The 18,834-nt window shown below is 66.7% G+C and carries 16 protein-coding genes; 13 read left to right on the top strand and 3 right to left on the bottom strand.

Features of this window, described 5'->3' with window-relative positions; genetic code table 11:
• Nucleotides 1-3 precede the first annotated feature (3 nt).
• The 6 genes from J5J86_RS09080 (at nt 4) to J5J86_RS09055 (ending at nt 7,701) form a co-directional block, all read left to right on the top strand.
• Nucleotides 4-3,126: an efflux RND transporter permease subunit gene (locus tag J5J86_RS09080; protein ID WP_209104559.1), complete on the top strand. Its 3,123-nt coding sequence runs from the start codon at nt 4-6 to the stop codon at nt 3,124-3,126.
• 404 nt (nt 3,127-3,530) lie between these two features.
• Nucleotides 3,531-3,719 (top strand): hemin uptake protein HemP, encoded by a 189-nt coding sequence (hemP, locus tag J5J86_RS09075; protein ID WP_209104558.1) that lies wholly within the window; start codon nt 3,531-3,533, stop codon nt 3,717-3,719.
• Between the two features lie 293 nt (nt 3,720-4,012).
• Complete coding sequence (locus tag J5J86_RS09070) at nt 4,013-5,737, top strand: ArnT family glycosyltransferase (RefSeq protein WP_209104557.1); 1,725 nt, start codon at nt 4,013-4,015, stop codon at nt 5,735-5,737.
• Nucleotides 5,734-6,615 (top strand): phosphatase PAP2 family protein, encoded by an 882-nt coding sequence (locus J5J86_RS09065; protein WP_209104556.1) that lies wholly within the window; start codon nt 5,734-5,736, stop codon nt 6,613-6,615. Before J5J86_RS09070 ends, J5J86_RS09065 begins: the two co-directional genes overlap by 4 nt.
• Nucleotides 6,612-7,370 (top strand): glycosyltransferase family 2 protein, encoded by a 759-nt coding sequence (locus J5J86_RS09060; RefSeq protein WP_209104555.1) that lies wholly within the window; start codon nt 6,612-6,614, stop codon nt 7,368-7,370. Before J5J86_RS09065 ends, J5J86_RS09060 begins: the two co-directional genes overlap by 4 nt.
• Nucleotides 7,360-7,701: a lipid-A-disaccharide synthase N-terminal domain-containing protein gene (locus J5J86_RS09055; RefSeq protein ID WP_209104554.1), complete on the top strand. Its 342-nt coding sequence runs from the start codon at nt 7,360-7,362 to the stop codon at nt 7,699-7,701. Before J5J86_RS09060 ends, J5J86_RS09055 begins: the two co-directional genes overlap by 11 nt.
• A 17-nt stretch (nt 7,702-7,718) precedes the next feature.
• Here J5J86_RS09055 and metC read toward each other — a convergent pair whose 3' ends face one another.
• The gene (metC, locus tag J5J86_RS09050) at nt 7,719-8,897 is read right to left on the bottom strand and encodes a cystathionine beta-lyase (RefSeq protein ID WP_209104553.1); all 1,179 of its coding nucleotides are present in this window, start codon (nt 8,895-8,897) and stop codon (nt 7,719-7,721) included.
• A 184-nt stretch (nt 8,898-9,081) separates the two neighbouring features.
• Between metC and J5J86_RS09045 the strand changes: the two genes are divergently transcribed.
• The 5 genes from J5J86_RS09045 to J5J86_RS09025 all read left to right on the top strand — a co-directional run bounded on the left by J5J86_RS09045 (nt 9,082) and on the right by J5J86_RS09025 (nt 14,185).
• Nucleotides 9,082-10,092 carry an amino acid ABC transporter substrate-binding protein gene (locus J5J86_RS09045; protein WP_209104552.1) on the top strand — a complete coding sequence of 337 codons (1,011 nt, stop codon included), beginning with the start codon at nt 9,082-9,084 and terminating at the stop codon, nt 10,090-10,092.
• Nucleotides 10,093-10,408: 316 nt separating this feature from the next.
• Nucleotides 10,409-11,698 carry an amino acid ABC transporter permease gene (locus J5J86_RS09040; RefSeq protein WP_209104551.1) on the top strand — a complete coding sequence of 430 codons (1,290 nt, stop codon included), beginning with the start codon at nt 10,409-10,411 and terminating at the stop codon, nt 11,696-11,698.
• A 10-nt stretch (nt 11,699-11,708) separates the two neighbouring features.
• The gene (locus J5J86_RS09035) at nt 11,709-13,106 is read left to right on the top strand and encodes an amino acid ABC transporter permease (protein WP_209104550.1); all 1,398 of its coding nucleotides are present in this window, start codon (nt 11,709-11,711) and stop codon (nt 13,104-13,106) included.
• An 11-nt stretch (nt 13,107-13,117) separates the two neighbouring features.
• The gene (locus tag J5J86_RS09030; protein WP_209104549.1) at nt 13,118-13,900 is read left to right on the top strand and encodes an amino acid ABC transporter ATP-binding protein; all 783 of its coding nucleotides are present in this window, start codon (nt 13,118-13,120) and stop codon (nt 13,898-13,900) included.
• Between the two features lie 90 nt (nt 13,901-13,990).
• Nucleotides 13,991-14,185, top strand: coding sequence for a hypothetical protein (locus J5J86_RS09025; protein ID WP_209104548.1), 195 nt, complete (start codon nt 13,991-13,993; stop codon nt 14,183-14,185).
• A gap of 24 nt (nt 14,186-14,209) precedes the next feature.
• On the opposite strand, the gene panC is transcribed toward J5J86_RS09025, so the two are convergent.
• Nucleotides 14,210-15,055 (bottom strand): pantoate--beta-alanine ligase, encoded by an 846-nt coding sequence (gene panC, locus J5J86_RS09020; protein WP_209104547.1) that lies wholly within the window; start codon nt 15,053-15,055, stop codon nt 14,210-14,212.
• Nucleotides 15,056-15,345: 290 nt separating this feature from the next.
• Between panC and J5J86_RS09015 the strand changes: the two genes are divergently transcribed.
• Together J5J86_RS09015 and J5J86_RS09010 are read left to right on the top strand one after the other, a co-directional pair.
• Nucleotides 15,346-16,059: a VWA domain-containing protein gene (locus J5J86_RS09015; protein ID WP_209104546.1), complete on the top strand. Its 714-nt coding sequence runs from the start codon at nt 15,346-15,348 to the stop codon at nt 16,057-16,059.
• 164 nt (nt 16,060-16,223) lie between these two features.
• Nucleotides 16,224-16,940: a DnaJ domain-containing protein gene (locus tag J5J86_RS09010; protein ID WP_209104545.1), complete on the top strand. Its 717-nt coding sequence runs from the start codon at nt 16,224-16,226 to the stop codon at nt 16,938-16,940.
• A gap of 20 nt (nt 16,941-16,960) precedes the next feature.
• Here the strand turns inward: J5J86_RS09010 and J5J86_RS09005 are convergent, their stop codons facing one another.
• Nucleotides 16,961-18,757, bottom strand: coding sequence for a serine hydrolase (locus J5J86_RS09005; protein ID WP_209104544.1), 1,797 nt, complete (start codon nt 18,755-18,757; stop codon nt 16,961-16,963).
• Nucleotides 18,758-18,834: the final 77 nt, after the last annotated feature.

Genomic DNA, 18,834 nt, shown 5'->3' with positions numbered 1-18,834 from the left:
GGCATGTTCTCGGAACTTTGCATCCGCCGGCCAGTCCTCACCACCCTTTTGATGGTGTCCCTGATCGTTGCCGGCATGTTCGCCTATCGCCTGCTGCCGGTGGCGGCCCTGCCGCGGGTGGACTTCCCGACCATTTCCATCTCCGCCTCCCTGCCCGGCGCCAGCCCGGAGACCATGGCCTCGGCGGTGGCAACGCCCATCGAGCGTCAGCTCTCCACCATTTCGGGCATCACCTCGCTCACCTCGTCGAGCACCCAGGGCTCCACCTCCATCACGGTGCAGTTCGACCTGTCGCGCAACATCGACGATGCCGCGCTGGACGTGCAGTCGGCCCTGTCGGTGGCGCAGCGGCAATTGCCGTCGGAAATGACGACCCCGCCCAGCTTCCGGAAGGTCAATCCGGCGGATGCCCCGGTGATCCTGCTGGCCGTGTCCTCGGATACGCTGCCGCTCTCCACCGTCAATGAATATGCCGACACCATCATCGGCCAGCAGATCTCCCAATTGCCCGGCGTGGCGCAGGTGCAGATCTATGGCACGCAGAAATATGCGGTGCGCATTCGTGTGGACCCCGCCGCCGCCGGCGCCCGCAACATTTCCGCCTCCGATATCAAGACCGCCATCGAGGCCGCAGCCTCCAACACGCCCATCGGCCAATTGGCGGGACCGCGCCAGAGCCTGACCATCGACATGGGCATGCCCAAGGCCGATGCCAACGTGTATCGGCGCCTGGTGGTGGCTTGGCGCAATGGCGCGCCGGTGCGGCTCGACGAGATCGCCCGCGTCACCAATGGCGTGGAGAACGAGCGCGTCGCTTCCTGGTTCAATGACGAGCGCTCCATCGTGCTCGCGGTGGTCCGCCAACCCGATGCCAATACGGTGGCGGTGGTGGACGAGGTGCGCGCCCATCTCGATGGCTATCGCGCCCAGGTGCCCGCCTCGGTGAATATCGCGGTGCTGAACGACCGCTCGGTCTCCATCCGCGACGCGGTCGGCGACGTGCAGAAGACGCTGTTCGAGGCCATCGTGCTGGTGGTGCTCGTGATCTTCCTGTTCCTGCGCAATGTGCGCGCCACCATCATTCCCTCGCTGGCGCTGCCCATCTCCATCGTCGCCACCTTCGGCGCCATGTGGCTGCTGAACTTCTCCATCAACAACATGACGCTGCTGGCGCTCACCTTGTGCGTCGGCTTCGTGGTCGACGATGCCATCGTGGTGCTGGAGAACATCTATCGCCACATCGAGAACGGCATGCGCCCGTTCCAGGCGGCGATCCTTGGCTCGCGGGAGATCGGCTTCACCATCATCTCCATGACGCTCTCGCTGGTGGCGGTGTTCATCCCGGTGCTGTTCATGGGCGGCGTGGTGGGCCGCGTGTTCCGCGAATTCGCGGTCACCATCTCCATCGCCATCCTGGTGTCCGGCTTCGTCTCGCTCACCCTGACGCCCATGCTGTGCGCCCGCGTGCTGAAGGCGGTGGACCACCACAAAAAGCCCCCCTTCTTCTTCCGGCTGAGCGAGGCCATGTTCGACGCCTGGCTGGCGGGTTATCGCCGCAGCCTGGACTTCGTCCTGCGCCACCGTTTCCCCATGCTGCTGGTGACCTTCGCGACCATCGGCCTGTCGGTTTATCTCTATATCGCCATCCCGAAAGGCTTCTTCCCCACCGAGGACACGGGCTTCATCACCGGCACGGTGGAAGCGGCGACGGACTCGTCCTTCGATGCCATGGTGGAACGCCAAAAGAAGGTGGCGGCCGCGGTGCGCGGCGATCCCAATGTCGCCTACCTGATCTCCACGGCGGGCGCGACCGGCATTAGCCGGACCACCAATTCCGGCCGCATGTTCATCGCCCTCAAGCCGCGGGCGGAGCGGGAGAAGAGTGCCTTCCAGATCATCCAGGATCTGCGCCGGCGGGTGGCTTCGGTGCCGGGCGTGAAGGTGTTCTTCCAGCCGGTGCAGAACATCAATATCGGCGGCGTCGCCTCCAAGAGCCAGTACCAGTACACGCTCCAGAGCTCCGACACCGACCTCCTCTATGCCCGCGCCGCGCAGATGGAGGAGCGCCTCGCCGCTTTGCCGCAATTGCGCGATGTGACCTCCGACCTCCAGATCACCAATCCCCAGCTCACCATCGATCTGGACAAGGACAAGGCCGCGGCGCTCGGCATCACCGAGGACCAGTTGCGCAACGCCCTCTACACTCAGTTCGGCACGCGCCAGGTGGCCACCCTCTACACGTCCACCAACCAGTATGCGATCATCGCCGAGGCACAGCCGCGCTTCCAGCAGGACGCCAGCGACTTGAGCCGCGTCTATCTGCGCACCTCATCGGGGGCCGTGGTGCCGCTGGAGACGGTGGCCGACATCCGCCGCACCGTCGGCCCGCTCCAGATCGCCCACCAGCAGCAGCAGCCCTCCGTCACCATCTCCTTCAACCTGCCGCCGGGCGTCTCGCTCGGCCAGGCGGTGGAGGCGATCCGCGAGGTGGAGCGGGAGGCGGCCCTGCCGGCCACCATCATCACCGGCTTCCAGGGCACCGCGCAGGTGTTCCAGGATTCGCTCTCCAACCAGCCGCTGCTGATCCTGGCGGCGGTGGTGGTCATCTATATCGTGCTCGGCATCCTGTATGAGAGCTTCATCCATCCCATCACCATCCTGTCGGGCCTGCCCTCCGCTGGCATCGGGGCGATCCTGACGCTGATGGTGTTCGGCATGGAATTGTCGGTGATCGCCATCATCGGCATCGTCATGCTGGTGGGCATCGTGAAGAAGAACGCCATCATGATGATCGACTTCGCGCTGGAGCGACGGCGCGAGGGGGCGGATGCGCTGGAAGCCATCCGCGAGGCGGCGCTGCTGCGGTTCCGGCCGATCATGATGACGACGCTGGCCGCCATTTTCGGCGTGCTGCCCATCGCGCTCGGCGCCGGCGCCGGCTCCGAACTGCGACAGCCCCTGGGCGTCGCAGTGGTGGGCGGGCTCCTGGTGTCCCAGCTCCTCACCCTCTACATCACGCCTGTGGTCTATCTCTATCTCGACAAGATCGACCGGCGCGTGACGCGGGCCGTGGCGGGCGACAGCGGCGAGGCCGCGGCCGGCGGCAGTCCCCACCCGGCCGAATAGGCCCGCGCCGGTTCCTTCGCCGAAGGTCGGGTCTCGACCCCAGAGGGGCAGGGCCTCCGTGAGGGGGCTGCCACCCGTCGGGCCTCCCCTGGGCCCGGCGCCCCCCCACGCATGGTCCAGCCAAGGCCCTCCGGCCAGGGGCGGCCCTTCCCCCGATTCGGGCGACCATTCTGCGCCCCGACACCGGCTCTCCGCGTCTCCTCCGGCGCGGATCGGGCCGCCGTGCGCAAAGCAGCTGGCGTCACGGGATGGGAAAATAACGGATGTGACACTTCGTTGATTTTCATGTCCCAGCGTATTAGAAGGGGATGTGCAGGAAGAAGCCTAATATTGAATTCTTCTAAAGTGCACCAATAGCCTGATGACCTTGGATTTGCAGATCATTGCATATTGGAGCTGTTCAAATGAGCAAGCATGAACACCAAGCTCCCGCCTGGACCCCGCAGGGCAAGGCTCGCGCCGTTCCGCTGGTGGGAGAGCAGATGGACAGCCGCGATCTGTTCGCCGCCTCGCGCGTGGTTACCATTTCCCATGGCGAGCACATCTACCAGCTGCGCCTGACGTCCCAGGGCAAGCTCATCCTTACCAAATAGCCACGCCCCTTCCGGTCCCGGTGGCAGGGGAGGGGCCTCGGGCGCCGCGCGCGCCTCCGCGCGGTTCGGGGTGCGTTCCTTCGCGCGTTCCTCGGCGCCTTCCCGGGGTGGGGCAGATTGTGCCTTGCTTCCGCCCAGCTGCTCGGCCATGTGTGCGCCCAGATTGGGGCAGGCTGCGGCCGGCCGGAGGGGTGCACTTTCCGGCTTGGGCGTTTCTGCTATTGTCCCGCGCCCGAAACGACCCGGACCTGACCTCGCGCATGGCCCTTTCCGAGCCCGCCGGCGGACACCGCATGGCCGCCAGCCCTTCTGCTTCGGACCGTATCGCCAACGGTCTCGACCGCGTCTGCGCCTCTCACGGGCGGGCTGCGGGCGTGCTCGTGCTGCTGTGCCTCCTGGCCTTCCTGCCCGGCTTCTTCTCCATCTCGCCCATCGACCGGGACGAAGCGCGCTTCGCCCAGGCCACCAAGCAGATGCTGGAGACCGGCAATTATGTGGACATCCGCTTCAAGGAGCAGGCACGCCACAAGAAGCCGGTGGGCATCTACTGGCTCCAGGCGGCGGCGGTCTCCACCGCCGAGGCTGTGGTCGGCCCCACCGCCCTCACCACCATCGCCTATTACCGGCTGCCCTCGCTCGCGGGCGCCATCGGCGCGGTGCTGCTGACCTATTGGGCGGGTCTGAGCCTCCTCACCCGGCGCGGCGCCTTCCTGGCGGCCGGCATGATGGCGACCTGCGTGCTGCTGGGGGTGGAGGCTCGGCTTGCCAAGACCGACGCGGTGTTGCTCTTCACCATCCTGGCCTCGCTGGGTGCGCTGACAAAGGCGTATTTGGGCGGTCGCGACCGGCCCGATGCGGGCTGGGGCGGCTGGCGCCTGCCGGCCATCTTCTGGACTGGCCTTGCCGCCGGCATCCTCATCAAGGGACCCATGGCGCCTTTGTTCGTGGGCCTGCCCATCCTCGCGCTCACCATCGCCGACCGCTCGGTCGGCTTCATGCGGCCGCTGAAGCCGCTGCCCGGCCTCGTCTGGTGCCTGCTTTTGTGCCTGCCCTGGTTCGTGGCCATCTATATCGTCACCAACGGCGCCTTCTACGAGCATGCGGTGGGCGTCGACATGCTGGGCAAGGTGGCGGATGGGGCAGAGGGCCATTGGGGCCCGCCGGGCACCTATCTGCTGGCGGTGTGGGGCACCTTCTGGCCGGCGGTGGTGCTGGTGGCCATGGCAGTGCCCTTTGCCTGGCGCAATCGGCGCGAGCGGGCGGTGCGGCTGCTGCTCGCCTGGATCGTGCCGGCCTGGATCGTGCTGGAAATCACCGCCACCAAGCTGCCTCATTATGTGCTGCCGCTCTATCCCGCGCTTGCCTTGATGGCGGCTCTGGCCCTGGAGAAGGGCGCGCTCGATCAGGTGCACCGGCGTCTCGCGGGCACCGCGGCTCTGTGGCCGATCCTGGCGGGCGTGCTGATCGTTGGCTCGCTCGGCGCCTATGTGTGGATCGGCGGCAAGCTCATCTATTGGCTGGTGGCGCTGCCGCTTCTGGCCGGCTCCATCTTCCTCCTGGCCATCGCGGCCGGCGGCCTCCAGCGCCGGGGCGTGCAGGCGAGCTTTGTGCTCGCGGCGGGCGGCGCGCTGCTGCTCTATGCGTCCGTCTACCAAATCCTCATGCCGCACATGCGTGGGGTCTGGATTTCCGAGCGCCTCGCCGAATATGCCCGCGCCAGCGGCTGCCCGGCGTCCGACATCGCCACCGTGCCCTACCAGGAGCCGAGCCTCGCCTTCCTGGTGGGCACGGATACCCGCTTCACCAATCCGGTGGACGCGGCGGACCTCTTGAAGGCCAAGCCCTGCTCGCTCGCCTTCATTGGCGCCAATATGCGCCCGCTCTTCACCGACCGGGCCGAGCGCATCGGCCTGCGCTACGAGACCGCCGGGACGGTGGAAGGCTTTGCCTATAATGGCGGCCGCAAGGTGACGATCTATGTCTTCCGGCCGGTGACCGACGGGGGGACCGGCCGGTGAAGGCGCGTCTCCAGCGGGCCGGGCTGTTCCTGCGCCAGGCCCTCGCGGGGCTCGGTGCCGCAATGTCCTATGCGCGGGCGCGCAAGGTGCGGGCGCCGGCGCCACGCTTGACCTCCGGCGGAATGGTGGAGACCCTTGCGGTGACGATCCTGGCGGTGAGCCTGATCGCCGCCTCCATGATCCTGCTGGATCCCCTGATTCCGGGCTTGCGCCTGCAATTGCCGCACGGCCTGGTGCGGGTGTTCGAGCGCATCACCGATCTCGGCCTTGGCAGCGTGGTGCTGTGGCCGGTGGGCATCGCGCTGCTGGTGGTGCTGGGCGCCATGCCCGAGCTCAAGGATATGAACCGGCGGGTGGCGGCGGCGCTGGCGGCCCGCATCGGCTTCGTCTTCACCTGCGTTGCCGGGGTGGGGCTGTTCGTCCTGGTGCTGAAATACGTGCTCGGTCGTGCGCGGCCTTATATGGCGCTGCATCTGCCGGGCCCCCATGCGGTGCTCACCTTCGATTGGTTCAAGCTGCAATCGAGCTTTTCGAGCTTCCCCTCCGGGCACAGCACGGTGGTGTTCGCCACCGCCTGCGCGCTCGCGGCGCTTTATCCGCGTGCACGCACGGCGCTGTTCGCGGTCGCCGTGCTGGTGGCTTTCTCGCGCGTGGTGCTCGGCTCGCATTATCCGAGCGACGTGCTGGCCGGCGGGGCGCTGGCCATCCTGTTTTCCTCTTTCCTGCTGAAGGCCTTCGCCGCCCGGCGCCTGGTCTTTTCCGTCGCCGCAGATGGCGGGGTCCGGCCCATGCCCGGCCCCTCCGCCCGCCGCCTCGCGCGCCTTGTGGCGCGCGATTCCCTTTCCCAACGATCGGCTCTTGAAGAGGCGAGACCTTGAACGTTCAGACTGCGCTGGCTCCGGCCGCTCCCCGCTACTCGGTCGTGATCGCCGTGCGCGACGAGGTGGACAATGTGGCGCCGTTGATCGACGAGATCGAGGCGACGCTGCCCGCCGGCACGTTCGAACTGGTGTTCGTGGATGACGGGTCCATCGACGGCACCGACCAGGTGCTGCTTTCCTGCGCCCAGACGCGGCCCAATATGCTCATCATCACCCACGCCAAGCCGTGCGGAAAGTCGGCGGGCGTGGATACGGGCGTGTGGGCGGCGCGGGGCGACATTCTCCTGCTGCTGGATGGCGACGGCCAGAACAACCCGGCTTATTTCCCGCAGATGATCGAGCTTCTGGACAAGGCCGGCACCGGCGCGGGCATGGTGCAGGGCGAGCGGGTGGGCCGAAAAGACACGCCCTTCAAGCGCTTTCAGTCGCGCCTCGCCAATGCGGTGCGCAGCGCCTTGCTGCGGGACGGAACCCGCGATACAGGGTGCGGCCTGAAAGTGGTGTATCGCGACGTCTATCTGCGTCTGCCCTTCTTCGATGCTCTCCATCGCTTCACGCCGGCCCTTGTGCGCCGGGAGGGCCTTGATGTTCTGACCTTCCCGGTGGTGGACCGGGCGCGTTGGCATGGGCAGTCCAAATACGGCTTCTGGAATCGCCTGTGGGTGGGGATCGTGGATCTCCTGGGGGTGTGGTGGCTCACACGCCGGCGTCGCGTGCCCAAGGTAGTGAGGGTCTATCCGGATGCTCGTTGAGCTCGCCAACGCCGTTGGGGACTATCTCCACGACGTGTTCGTCACCCAGCTCGACTGGTGGGTTATTCTCGGTTTCGTCGCCCAGATCCTCTTCACCATGCGCTTCGTGGTGCAATGGGTGGCTTCCGAGCGGGCCGGGCGGTCCGTGGTGCCGTTCGCCTTCTGGACCTTCTCGCTGGGCGGCGGGACCCTGCTTCTCGTCTATGCGCTCTATCGGCGCGACCCGGTCTTCATTGCCGGGCAGGCACTGTCCACCTTCATCTATATCCGCAACCTTCAGTTCGCCCTGCGCGAGCGCAAGGCGAAAAAGGCGGCGCTGCCGGAAACCTGAGCGCCGCCCTGCCTTGGTCAGTCCTGAAGGAGCGCCAGCCCTTGGGCGAGGTCGGCCATGAGGTCGGCGGGATCTTCCAGGCCGATATGCAGGCGGACCGCCGGTCCCCCCGGCGCCCACCTGGTGGCGGTGCGGTAGGTGGTGCAATCGAAGGGGATGGCAAGGCTTTCATAGCCGCCCCACGAATAACCCATGCCGAACAAGGCCAGCGAATCGAAGAAGGCCGCCACCTTCTCTTCCGGCACCGGCTTCAGGATCAGGCTGAACAGGCCGGACGCGCCGGAAAAATCCCGCTTCCAGATGGCATGGCCGGGATCGTCCTCCAAAGCGGGATGGAGCACTCGCGCCACCTGAGGTTGCTCTTTCAGCCAGCGCGCCACCTTCAGCCCCGAGGCCCAATGCCGCTCCAGCCGCACCGCCATGGTGCGCAGGCCGCGGGAGGCGAGGGAGGCATCGTCCGGGCTCACGCAGAGGCCGAGATCCCCATGGGTCTGCTTCACCTTGCGCCAGGCCGCGCCGCGGGCGGCGATGGTGCCGAGATTCACGTCCGCATGGCCACCGATATATTTGGTGCCGGCCTGGATGGTGATGTCGACGCCCAGTGCCAGCGGCTTGAAATAAAGCTGCGTCGCCCAGGTATTGTCGATGAGCGTGGTGATGCCGCGCGCCTGCGCCACCGCCACGATGGCAGGCACGTCCTGCATCTCGAAGGACTGTGAACCCGGCGACTCCAGGAAGATGGCGCGGGTATTGTCGCGGATCAGGTCGGCAATGCCCGCCCCGATGAGCGGGTCATAATAGGTCACTTCGACGCCCATGCGCTTGAGCACGCCATTGCAAATGGTGCGCGTGGGCAAGTAGGCGGTATCCACCATCAGGAGATGATCGCCGGCCCCGAGCACGCTCAAGAGGGCGGTGGAAATGGCGGACAGGCCGGAGGGGGTGAGCACCGTGCCGTCGGCGCCATCCAGGACACTCAGCGCCGTCTCCAGCGCCTCGCCGGTGGGGTTGCCGCGCCGCCCATAGGTGTAGCGGCCGTTATGGGCGACGAGATCCGCATAGGTGGGCGAGAGCACGGTGGAGCCGCGCACCACCGGCGGATTGACGAAGCCGTCGAAGCGCTCGGGGTCGCGGCCGAGATGGACCACCTGCGTGGCTGGCGCGCGTTTTGCTTGCTGCTGATCTGAAGGCGTCATCCGGGTCTCCGGGGGGTGCCACACGATTGTGCTGTCTAAACCCTGGGCAGCCTATTGACCACCTGGGCGCGAGAGAATGAGATATGTGTCCTTACGACGTCCCGGACGACGGCGTCGATCCCCTTCGGGGGACGGCGCCTCGAACCGGCACGAAGCTCAGGTGCTCAGAAAGAAGGGACCTTCCGTGAAACGCATCCTGCTTGCTGCGGCTGGATTTCTTGCGCTCGGCGTCGGCGCGAGCCAAGCCGGCACCCTCGACGACGTGAAGGCGCGCGGCGCGCTCAATTGCGGCGTGACCCAGGGCCTGCCGGGCTTTTCCAATCCCGACGACAAGGGCAATTGGACCGGCATCGACGTGGACTTCTGCCGCGCGGTGGCGGCTGCCATCTTCAACGATCCCACCAAGGTGAAGTTTTCGCCTTTGTCGGCGAAGGATCGCTTCACCGCGCTCCAGTCCGGCGCCATCGACGTGTTGTCGCGCAACACCACCTGGACCATGTCCCGCGATACCACGCTCGGCTTCAACTTTGCCGGCGTGATGTATTATGACGGCCAGGGCTTCATGGTCCGCAAGTCGCTGGGCATCAAGTCGGTGGACGATCTCAACGGCGCCTCCATCTGCGTGCAGACGGGCACCACCAACGAGCTGAATGTGGGCGACTATTTCCGCTCCCACAACATGAAGTACGAGCTGATCGCGTTCGCCACCATCGACGAGACGGTGAAGGCCTATGATTCGGGCCGTTGCGACGCCTTCACCTCCGACCAGAGCCAGGTCTATTCGGTGCGCCTCAAGCTCACCAATGCCAATGACCACATGGTCCTGCCCCAGGTCATCTCCAAGGAGCCCCTCGGCCCGCTGGTGCGCCATGCGGACGACCAGTGGTTCGACCTCATCAAGTGGACCTATTTCGCGCTGCTCAATGCGGAAGAGCTGGGCGTGAATTCCAAGAATGCCGACCAGATGGTCAATTCGCCCAATCCCGAGATCAAGCGCCTGCTGGGTTCGGACGGCAAGTATGGCGAGGCCCTCGGCCTGACCACCGATTGGGCGCTGCGCATCGTCAAGCATGTGGGCAATTACGGCGAGATCTTCGACCGCAATCTCGGCCCGTCCACCCCGCTCGGCATCAATCGCGGCCAGAACAAGCTGTGGAACAATGGCGGCCTCCAGTACGGCATGCCGATCCGCTGACAAAAAGGCCCGGCGCCGACGGCGCCGGGCCGTTCCGCCCCGCTGCGGGGGCGGAGGGACGGGACGGTCCGGCGACCCGTGTCGCGCGGACCTGATCGCCGATGACGGAAGACACGGCCCGACCGGAGCAGTGGCCCGGGGAGCTGTCGCCAAAGAGACGTAAGCCGGCCAAGGGGACACAGAGCCCCGGCTGTGAGGCCTGCGGGCGGGTGCGCCGGGGCAGGCCAGACAAACCTATGACATCAGAGGAATCCGTCCCTCGGCAGGCGCCCGCAAGAGGCGCAGGGTGGGGCGTATTTCGGGACCGAGGGGCTAAATGGCAGATGTACGCAGGTCGGACGAAGGTCCGGCGCGGCGCTGGTCGTGGACCGACCCGGCGCTCAGATCCGCCGTCATCCAGGTGAGCCTCGCGCTCATCCTGATCTGGATGGCATGGTCGTTCTTCGCCAATGCGCAGGCCAATCTCGCCCGCCAGGGCATCGCCTCGGGCTTCGGATTCCTGGAGAATTCGGCCGGCTTCGGCATCACCCAGACGCTCATCCCCTATTCGGAATCCATGAGCTATGGCCGCGCCTTCCTGGTGGGCCTGCTCAATACGCTGCTGGTGGCGGTGATCGGCATCATCCTGGCCACCATCATCGGCTTCTTCATGGGCGTCGCCCGCCTGTCCCAGAACGTGGTGATCAAGGCGCTCGCCTCCGCCTATGTGGAGATCACCCGCAACCTGCCGCCATTGTTCCAGATCCTGTTCTGGTACCTGGCGGTGCTCTCCACCATGCCGGGCCCGCGCCAGAGCTGGCGCTTTGGCGCGCAGCCGGCGCTGGGTGTTCTCGGCGATTGGTCCAACGCCATCGGCCTTGCCGGCCTTGGCGACTGGTTCAAGGGGCTGTCGGCCGGCATGGCGGCGCCCGGCGTGTTCCTCTCCAATCGCGGCCTCGTCGTGCCGCGGCCTCTGTTCGAGCCGGATTTCAACATCGTGCTGGCGGTGTTCGCGGTATCGGTGGTGGCGGTCTTCCTGATCGCCCGCTGGGCCAATAAGCGGCGGGAAGCCACCGGCCAGCAATTCCCCACCTTCTGGGTGGGGCTTGCGGTCATTGTCCTGCCGGCGCTGGTGGTGAGCCTTGCGCTCGGCTCTCCCGTGAGCTTCGAATTTCCTGAGCTCAAGGGCTTCAATTTCGTCGGCGGCATCCGGGTCATCCCCGAATTCGTCGCCCTGGTGCTGGCTTTGTCCATCTATACGGCGGGCTTCATCGCGGAGATCGTGCGCGCCGGCATCCTCGCCGTATCCAAGGGCCAGACGGAGGCGGCCCATTCGCTGGGTCTGCGCACGGGGCCGACCTTGCGCCTCGTCATCATCCCGCAGGCCATGCGGGTGATCGTGCCGCCGCTCACCAGCCAGTATCTGAACCTGACCAAGAACTCGACCCTGGGCGTGGCTGTGGGATACCCGGACCTGTTCGCCATCTTCGCGGGCACGACCCTCAACCAGACCGGCCAGGCCATCGAGATCATCGCCATCACCATGGCGGTCTATCTCATCATCTCGCTCATCACCTCGGCGTTGATGGGCTGGTTCAACAAGCGCGTCGCGCTGGTGGAACGGTGAGGCGGCGGACATGACTTCAACCAACATCCGCACCCCCCAGGGCCTCGTCTATGTGGCTCCCGCCGAGCTCATCGCGCCTGAGCCCGCCCCGCCCAGCAGCCGCGGCGCCTGGGGGTGGGCGCGCGCTCATCTGTTCGGCTCGGTCTCGCAGGTGCTGCTGACCCTGTTCGGTGCACTCTTGGTGATCGCCGTCGTGCCGCCGGTGCTGCGCTTCTTCATCTTCGACGCGGTGTGGACCGGCACCAACCGGGAAGCCTGCCTGCCCCAGACGGTGGGCCGGGACGTAGGCGCCTGCTGGCCCTTCATCTGGGCCAAATGGAACCAGATCCTCTACGGCTTCTACCCGGAGACGGAGCGCTGGCGGGTCAATATCGTCTATGTGCTCGGCATCGTGCTGCTGGTGCCGCTTCTGGTGCCAAAGGCGCCCTATAAGCGCCTGAACGCGCTGGCCTTCTTTGGCATCTATCCGCTGGTGGCCTTCGTGCTGCTCACCGGCGGCAATGTCAGCATGCGCAACTTCGTGCTGGGCAGCTTCGGCCTGGATTTCGGCCTCACCGCCACGGCGGGCGGGCTGTTCCTGTCCTTCTGGGTGCAGTTCGCGGTGGTGGCGGCATTGGTGGCGGCGCTGGTCGCCTCCGTCTCGCCCTTCTTCGGAACCGCACGTTCCGATGCCGCCAAGAGCGTGCTGAAGGGGTTCGCGGTCTTCGGGCTCGTCCTCCTGGTGATGGATGTGGATTTCGGCCTCCAGGAGGTGGAGACCCGCCGCTGGGGCGGCATGATGGTGACGCTGGTCATCGCGGTGACCGGCATCGTCGCCTCCTTGCCGCTGGGCATCCTGCTGGCGCTGGGGCGGCGGTCCGAATTGCCGCTGGTGAAGTACAGCTCCATCATCTTCATCGAGTTCTGGCGCGGCGTGCCGCTCATCACGGTGCTGTTCTTCGCCACCTACATGCTGCCCTTGTTCCTGCCCGGCCGCTTCACCATTGACGGCCTGCTGCGGGTGCTGGTGGGCGTCACGCTCTTTGCCTCCGCCTATATGGCCGAGGTGGTGCGCGGCGGCCTCCAGGCGATCCCCAAGGGCCAGTATGAGGGCGCCATGGCGCTCGGCCTGCGGTCCAGCTTCATGATGCGCCTGGTGGTCCTGCCCCAGGCGCTCAAGCTGGTGATCCCGGGTATCGTCAACAACTTCATCGGCCTCTTCAAGGACACGACTTTGGTGCTGATCGTGTCCATCTTCGACCTTCTGGGCGTGCTGCGCGCCGCCTTCACCGATCCCAACTGGGCAACGCCGACCACCGTGTTCACGGGCTTCGGCTTTGCCGGGATCATCTATTTCGTCTTCTGCTACGGCATGTCCCGCTATTCGATGATGCTGGAAAAGCGTCTCGACCGCGGCCGCCGCCATTGAGGGGTTCGAGCATGTCCCAGGCGCAATCCATGGCCCTGTCGCCGGCCGCCGAAACCGAGCAGCTCGCGGTCGAGTTGGTCGATGTCAATAAATGGTATGGCGATTTCCATGTGCTGCGGGAGATCAATCTCGCCGTGAAGCGCAAGGAACGCCTTGTCATTTGCGGGCCGTCCGGCTCCGGCAAGTCCACCATGATCCGCTGCATCAACCGCCTGGAGGAGCACCAGAAGGGGCGCATCGTGGTGGATGGCATCGAGCTCACCAACGATCTCAAGCGCATCGACGAGGTGCGCCGCGAGGTGGGCATGGTGTTCCAGCACTTCAACCTGTTCCCCCACCTCACCATTCTGGAAAACTGCACCCTTGCGCCCATGTGGGTGCGCAAGATGCCTAAGAAGGAGGCGGAGGAGGTGGCCATGCACTTCCTCACCAAGGTGAAGATCCCCAACCAGGCGCACAAATATCCCGGCCAGCTCTCCGGCGGCCAGCAGCAGCGCGTGGCCATCGCCCGCGCCTTGTGCATGCGCCCGCGCATCATGCTGTTCGACGAGCCCACCTCGGCGCTCGATCCGGAAATGGTGAAGGAGGTGCTCGACACCATGGTGTCGCTGGCCGAAGAGGGCATGACCATGCTGTGCGTCACCCATGAGATGGGCTTTGCCCGCCAGGTGGCGGACCGGGTCATCTTCATGGATGCGGGGCAGATCATCGAGATGAACGAGCCCAACGCCTTCTTCTCGAACCCCCAGCACGAGCGCACCAAGCTCTTCCTGAGCCAGATCCTGCATCATTGAGGGCCGGCCGGCCTCGGCCCGGGCGTTCCGCACGGGACGGGATGAAACGAGATGGCCCCGCTGGCGTTGTCCTTGCGAAAGGAGAACGCCATGGAAGACGTCAAGGAACGGCGCGAGGAACGCGCCTTTCACTCCCCGGACGGGATGGGGCCGCAGGGAGAACCGGTCAAGCCCGCGCCCAAGGCCAAGCAGGGCGTTGGCTCCGGCCGGATCATGACCGTCCTGGTGGTGGGCATCATCGTGGTGGTCGCCGGCTTTGTCGCCAGCTACCTTCTCGCCGTGTAGCCACGCGGCCGGAGGCCCCGCTTCTCACACGCCGATATTGTCGATGAGGCGCGTGGTGCCGAGCCAGGCGGCGGCGAGAAGGCGAATGGGTCCGCCTGCGCCATTCAGCGGCGCCAGCGTCTCCGCATGCCGGGCCTCCACATAATCGACCTTCAGCCCCGCTTCTGAAATGGCGGCGCGCGCCCGTGCCATGGCTGCGTCGGGCGCAGTGCCTGCGCGGATCGCCTCTGCGGCCGCGAGGAGCGAGCGGTGAATGACGGGGGCCGTCGCGCGCTCCTGTGGGTTCAGATAGCGGTTGCGGGACGACAAAGCGAGGCCGTCGCCTTCCCGGGCCGTGGGGCCCGGTACGATCTCCAGCTGCAGGTCGAGGTCTCGCGCCATGCGCGTGACCACTTTCAGCTGCTGATAATCCTTCTCGCCGAACAGCGCATAGTCCGGCAGGCATTGCAGGAACAGCTTCGACACCACGATGGCGACGCCGGAAAAGAAGTGCGGCCGGAAGTCGCTTTCCAGGCCTTGCGCCGGTCCCGTCATGACGATGCCGGTGGAAAAGCCCTGCGGATACATCTCGGCGGGGGAGGGCGCATAGACGAGGTCCGCCTCCACCTCGGCCAATTTGGCGAGATCCGCCTCGAAGGTGCGGGGATAGCGGGAGAAGTCCTCGTTGGGCGCGAACTGGGTGGGGTTCACGAAGATGGATACCACCACGCGACGCGCCTTGGAGCGGGCGAGCTCCACCAGGCCCATATGGCCCTCATGGAGGGCACCCATGGTCGGCACCAGGGCCACGCTCTCGTCCGCCCCGCGCCAAGCCTTCACATGCTGGCGTAGCGCTGCCACTGTCTCGGCCACCTGAGGCTTTTCCGCCATTTCATCCTCCCCAGCCGCGCCGATCACCATCCGGCGCGCGCCGCATCTTTGCCCGTGCCGGCTTCTCCGCGTCGCGTTTTCCAAGGCGGAGCGCGCGAGGTCGGCCGTTCGGGGGCGGAAACTAGTGTGCGTTGCGGTCGGAGGGAAGCCGTTCCCTGCGCAGGCGGTCTTGGTGCCGGCATGCGGCATGCTTATGTTCTCGCCATGCTGCCGCGTGATCGCCTGACCCTCCCCCCGCTTTCCCGTCCGCCGCCTTGCGACGAACCTCTTCCGTGCCGGGGAGGCGCCACATGAGTCGCAAGGACGGAAAGGACGGCAAGGGCCTGCCCGCCACCGGCACCTCGTCCGCCGATGACGTGGCCGCCTTCCTGAAGGCCGCCACACACACCGTGCCGCGTCCGGTGGGCCGGGGGCGCCTTGCCTTCGCGCTCGATGCCACTTTCTCGCGCCAGCCCACCTGGGACCTGGCCTGCGGGCTGCAGGCGGAGCTGTTCGCGGCGGCGGCGGATCTCGGCGGGCTCGATGTGAAGCTCATCTATTATCGCGGTGCCAGCGAGTGCAAAGCCTCCGGTTGGGTGGAGGATCCCCTGACGCTCGGGCGGCTGATGGGCACCATCGCCTGCCAGGGGGGGCAGACGCAGATCGGCCGGGTGCTCGGCCATCTGGAAGGGGAGGTGGAGCGCTCCGGCCTCAAGGCGGCGGTGTTCGTGGGGGACGCGCTGGAGGAAGATGCCGACGCGCTGTGCCACAAGGCCGGGCGCCTGGGCGTGATGGGCCTCAAGCTGTTCATCTTCCAGGAGGGATACGACCAGCGGGTGGAGGCGGCGTTCCGCGAGATGGCGCGCCTCACCGGCGGCGCCTGGTGCCGCTTCGAACCGGGCGCGGGCGATCAGTTGCGCTCCCTGCTGCGGGCGGTCGCGGCCTATGCGGCGGGGGGGCGGCCGGCCCTCCAGGCGAGCCGCGAACAGGGCGCGCGGCTGCTGCTGTCGGCACTGAAGTCGTGACGGCTGCGCCATCGCCCGTGCGGGCTGGCTGATGTATGACAGGTGTCCTGGCCCCCGGCGGCGATGCTGCCGGCGCGGGAAGGGTTTTGATGACGTGGTGAATGCGGGCCCTGGATCGGACGGAGCGCGTCCGGGCCGATCCGGCTCCAGGAAAGGCGGACCCCGTGGCTCTGATCGCCGGCGCGATCCTGCTCGCCGTGCTGCTCTATGCGGCGCATCTGTGGACCAAGGCCAATCCCAAGGCCTTGTCCTTGAACCTCATGAAGCTCGGGGCGACGTTGTCCTTCGTCGCGGCGGCGGGGATGCTGGTGACGGGGCGGTTCGCGGCCGCCATTCCCCTGGCCGGCATCGGCCTGGCCTTGCTGGGGCGGACGGGCGGCGGGCTGTCGGGCCTGTTCGGTTCCTGGCTGGGCGGCCCGAAGGTGCCCCGCGTCTCCAAGGTGCGCTCGGCTTGGTTCGAGATGGCGCTGGACCATGACAGCGGCGCCATGAGCGGCCAGGTCCTGGCCGGTGCGCATGCCGGCGCCGCGCTCGATGCCCTTGCGGTACCTGATCTGCTGGCCCTGCGCGCCCAGGTGGATGCGCAGTCCCTGTCCCTACTCGAAGCTTATCTCGACCGCCGGGCGCCCGCCTGGCGTGAAGACGGACAGGGCAATGCGGGTCGGGGGGGCGGCGCCGATCCGGGCCGGCCGGACCGCGGCGCGATGTCCGAGGAGGAAGCCTACGAGGTCCTTGGTCTTCAGCCGGGGGCGGACGAGGCCGCGGTGCGCAGTGCGCACCGGGCGCTGATGAAGCGGCTCCATCCCGACCAGGGCGGCTCCGGTTATCTTGCGGCTCGCGTCAATCAGGCAAAGGATGTCATTTTGCGTAAGCATCGCTGAACCCGCGCGAATCCGTTTCCTCAGTTGCGTATAGTCATGCAGTCGAAATCATTTCGCTGCAGTAAACGGCAGGCGTCCTTGGCGCTCTTTTCGCTGAGACCGGCGAACCGGGCGCGATAAAGGTCGGACGAGCCGCGCGTCACCTTCTCGGTATAGGGCGCCGCGCCCGAAAGGGCAGAGCGGGCCTTGGAGAGGGCGGCATCCAGCCGGGACTTGGCTTCCCTCTCGCCGTTGAAGGCGCCGATCTGGATCTGCCAGCCGGGCTTGGGCGGGCCGCCGGCAGGCGCTGCGCTGGTGCGGGCGGTGGGAATGGCAACCGGCGCGGTGGACGCAGTGCGCACGGGTTGGGCCTCGGGCCGCGCCGCTTCGCTGGAGGGCACGGGGGCGCCCCAGACCAGCGCGGGAGGCGCGATCTCTTCTTCCGCGAGACCGGCTGGCAGGCGCGCCGGGGGCTGCAGGTGCGGCAAGGCCTGGACAGGCGCCTGGGCGGTCTGGAACTTCTGGGCCGGCGCCGGCTGGGGGGCCTGGGCATAGGCCTGGGTGTGCGTGCCGGGCGTGGCGAAGCCGGGCGCCGTGAGCGACTGGGCGGTGGGCCGCTGGATCGCCGTGGTCTTCACCGCCACCGGCTTGATCAGTTCGGGCGTCGCCTGCACCGTCTGGCGTACCGGAATGGCGGCGGTGACCACCGGGTCGGCGGCATAGGCGAGGCGCTGGGGCGCCGGGAGCGGGGCCACCGGTCCGGGCTCCTCGGCCACCGTGGCCGGGCGCATGGCGGGCACCGGGGGCGGCGTGTCATTCGCGGCCGTCTGGATGGTGCGGCTTGTGCGCGCACCCGCATAGGCGCGGTTATAATTGTTGGCGATGAGGCTCGCCATGCGCGCATCGCGCGAGGGACCGCTGGAACCGCCAAGAACAACGCCGATGATGAAGCGATTGTCCTTGTGCACCGAGGTCAAGAGGTTGAAGCCTGATGCGCGGGTATAACCGGTCTTGATGCCGTCGACGCCCTCAACGCGGCCGAGCAGCCGGTTATGGTTGCCGATCGACTGGCCCTTATAGACGAAGGTGCGCGTGGAGAAATATTTGTAATATTGAGGGAAACGGTCCTGGATGGCGATGCCGAGGGTGGCCAGGTCGCGCGCTGTGGTCAGTTGCCCCGGATTGGGCAGGCCGGAGGCATTGCGGAACTGGGACCGCGTCATGCCGAGCTGGCGGGCCTTGCGCGTCATCATCTCGCCGAACGTGGCCTCATCGCCGCCAATGGCCTCGGCAATCACCACGGCCACATCATTGGCGGAGCGTGTCACCACCGCCTTGATGGCGTCCTCCACCTCGATGGTGGATCCGGCGCGCACATTCAGCTTGGAGGGCGATTGGGCGGCGGCGCGGGCGGAGACGGGTAACTGGCTGTCGAGGCGAAGCCGTCCGGCCTCCAATTGCTCGAACAGCATGTAGAGCGTCATCACCTTGGTGACGGAGGCCGGGTGCAACTGGGTGTCGGCGTTTTCCTCATAGAGGACCTTGCCCGTATTGGCGTCGACGATCAGCGCTGCGGTGCCGCTGCGCCATCCCGGACCCGTGGTCGGGGTGTCGTCGTCCTCGTCGTCCTGGGCCCGCGCGGTCTTGGCCTTGCTGGATTTCGAGGCGGATTTGGAACTGCTGCTCTTGGACTTGCTGGCCTGCGTCTGCTTCTGGGAGGTCTTCTGGCTCTTGGCATCGGCCGCATCGGCGCACCCGACCGTGAAGGCGAAGGCAAGCGCCGTCACTGCCGCGAGAAGCCTGATGGAAAAGGCGCCATTCGCAAGCGCAATACGCATGAAACTGGTCCCGTTTTGGTTCGGCGGACAGGCCGGCAAAAAGGCACGACGCCGCCGCAAGCCCGGCGCGTCGTCGC

The sequence above is a fragment of the Aquabacter sp. L1I39 genome, from assembly GCF_017742835.1.
Taxonomy (GTDB): domain Bacteria; phylum Pseudomonadota; class Alphaproteobacteria; order Rhizobiales; family Xanthobacteraceae; genus L1I39.
The sequence above is the reverse complement of the archived record's forward strand: the minus strand, read 5'-3'. Positions and strand labels throughout refer to the sequence as shown.

Excerpts from the sequence above, each read along its gene's own strand:
- J5J86_RS09025 (WP_209104548.1), top strand. The coding sequence starts at position 13,991 with ATGGAAGACGTCAAGGAACGGCGCGAGGAACGCGCCTTTCACTCCCCG.
- J5J86_RS09005 (WP_209104544.1), bottom strand. The coding sequence starts at position 18,757 with ATGCGTATTGCGCTTGCGAATGGCGCCTTTTCCATCAGGCTTCTCGCG.
- J5J86_RS09080 (WP_209104559.1), top strand. The coding sequence starts at position 4 with ATGTTCTCGGAACTTTGCATCCGCCGGCCAGTCCTCACCACCCTTTTG.
- J5J86_RS09040 (WP_209104551.1), top strand. The coding sequence starts at position 10,409 with ATGGCAGATGTACGCAGGTCGGACGAAGGTCCGGCGCGGCGCTGGTCG.
- J5J86_RS09055 (WP_209104554.1), top strand. The coding sequence starts at position 7,360 with ATGCTCGTTGAGCTCGCCAACGCCGTTGGGGACTATCTCCACGACGTG.
- metC (WP_209104553.1), bottom strand. The coding sequence starts at position 8,897 with ATGACGCCTTCAGATCAGCAGCAAGCAAAACGCGCGCCAGCCACGCAG.
- J5J86_RS09035 (WP_209104550.1), top strand. The coding sequence starts at position 11,709 with ATGACTTCAACCAACATCCGCACCCCCCAGGGCCTCGTCTATGTGGCT.
- J5J86_RS09030 (WP_209104549.1), top strand. The coding sequence starts at position 13,118 with ATGTCCCAGGCGCAATCCATGGCCCTGTCGCCGGCCGCCGAAACCGAG.
- J5J86_RS09070 (WP_209104557.1), top strand. The coding sequence starts at position 4,013 with ATGGCCGCCAGCCCTTCTGCTTCGGACCGTATCGCCAACGGTCTCGAC.
- panC (WP_209104547.1), bottom strand. The coding sequence starts at position 15,055 with ATGGCGGAAAAGCCTCAGGTGGCCGAGACAGTGGCAGCGCTACGCCAG.
- J5J86_RS09015 (WP_209104546.1), top strand. The coding sequence starts at position 15,346 with ATGAGTCGCAAGGACGGAAAGGACGGCAAGGGCCTGCCCGCCACCGGC.
- hemP (WP_209104558.1), top strand. The coding sequence starts at position 3,531 with ATGAGCAAGCATGAACACCAAGCTCCCGCCTGGACCCCGCAGGGCAAG.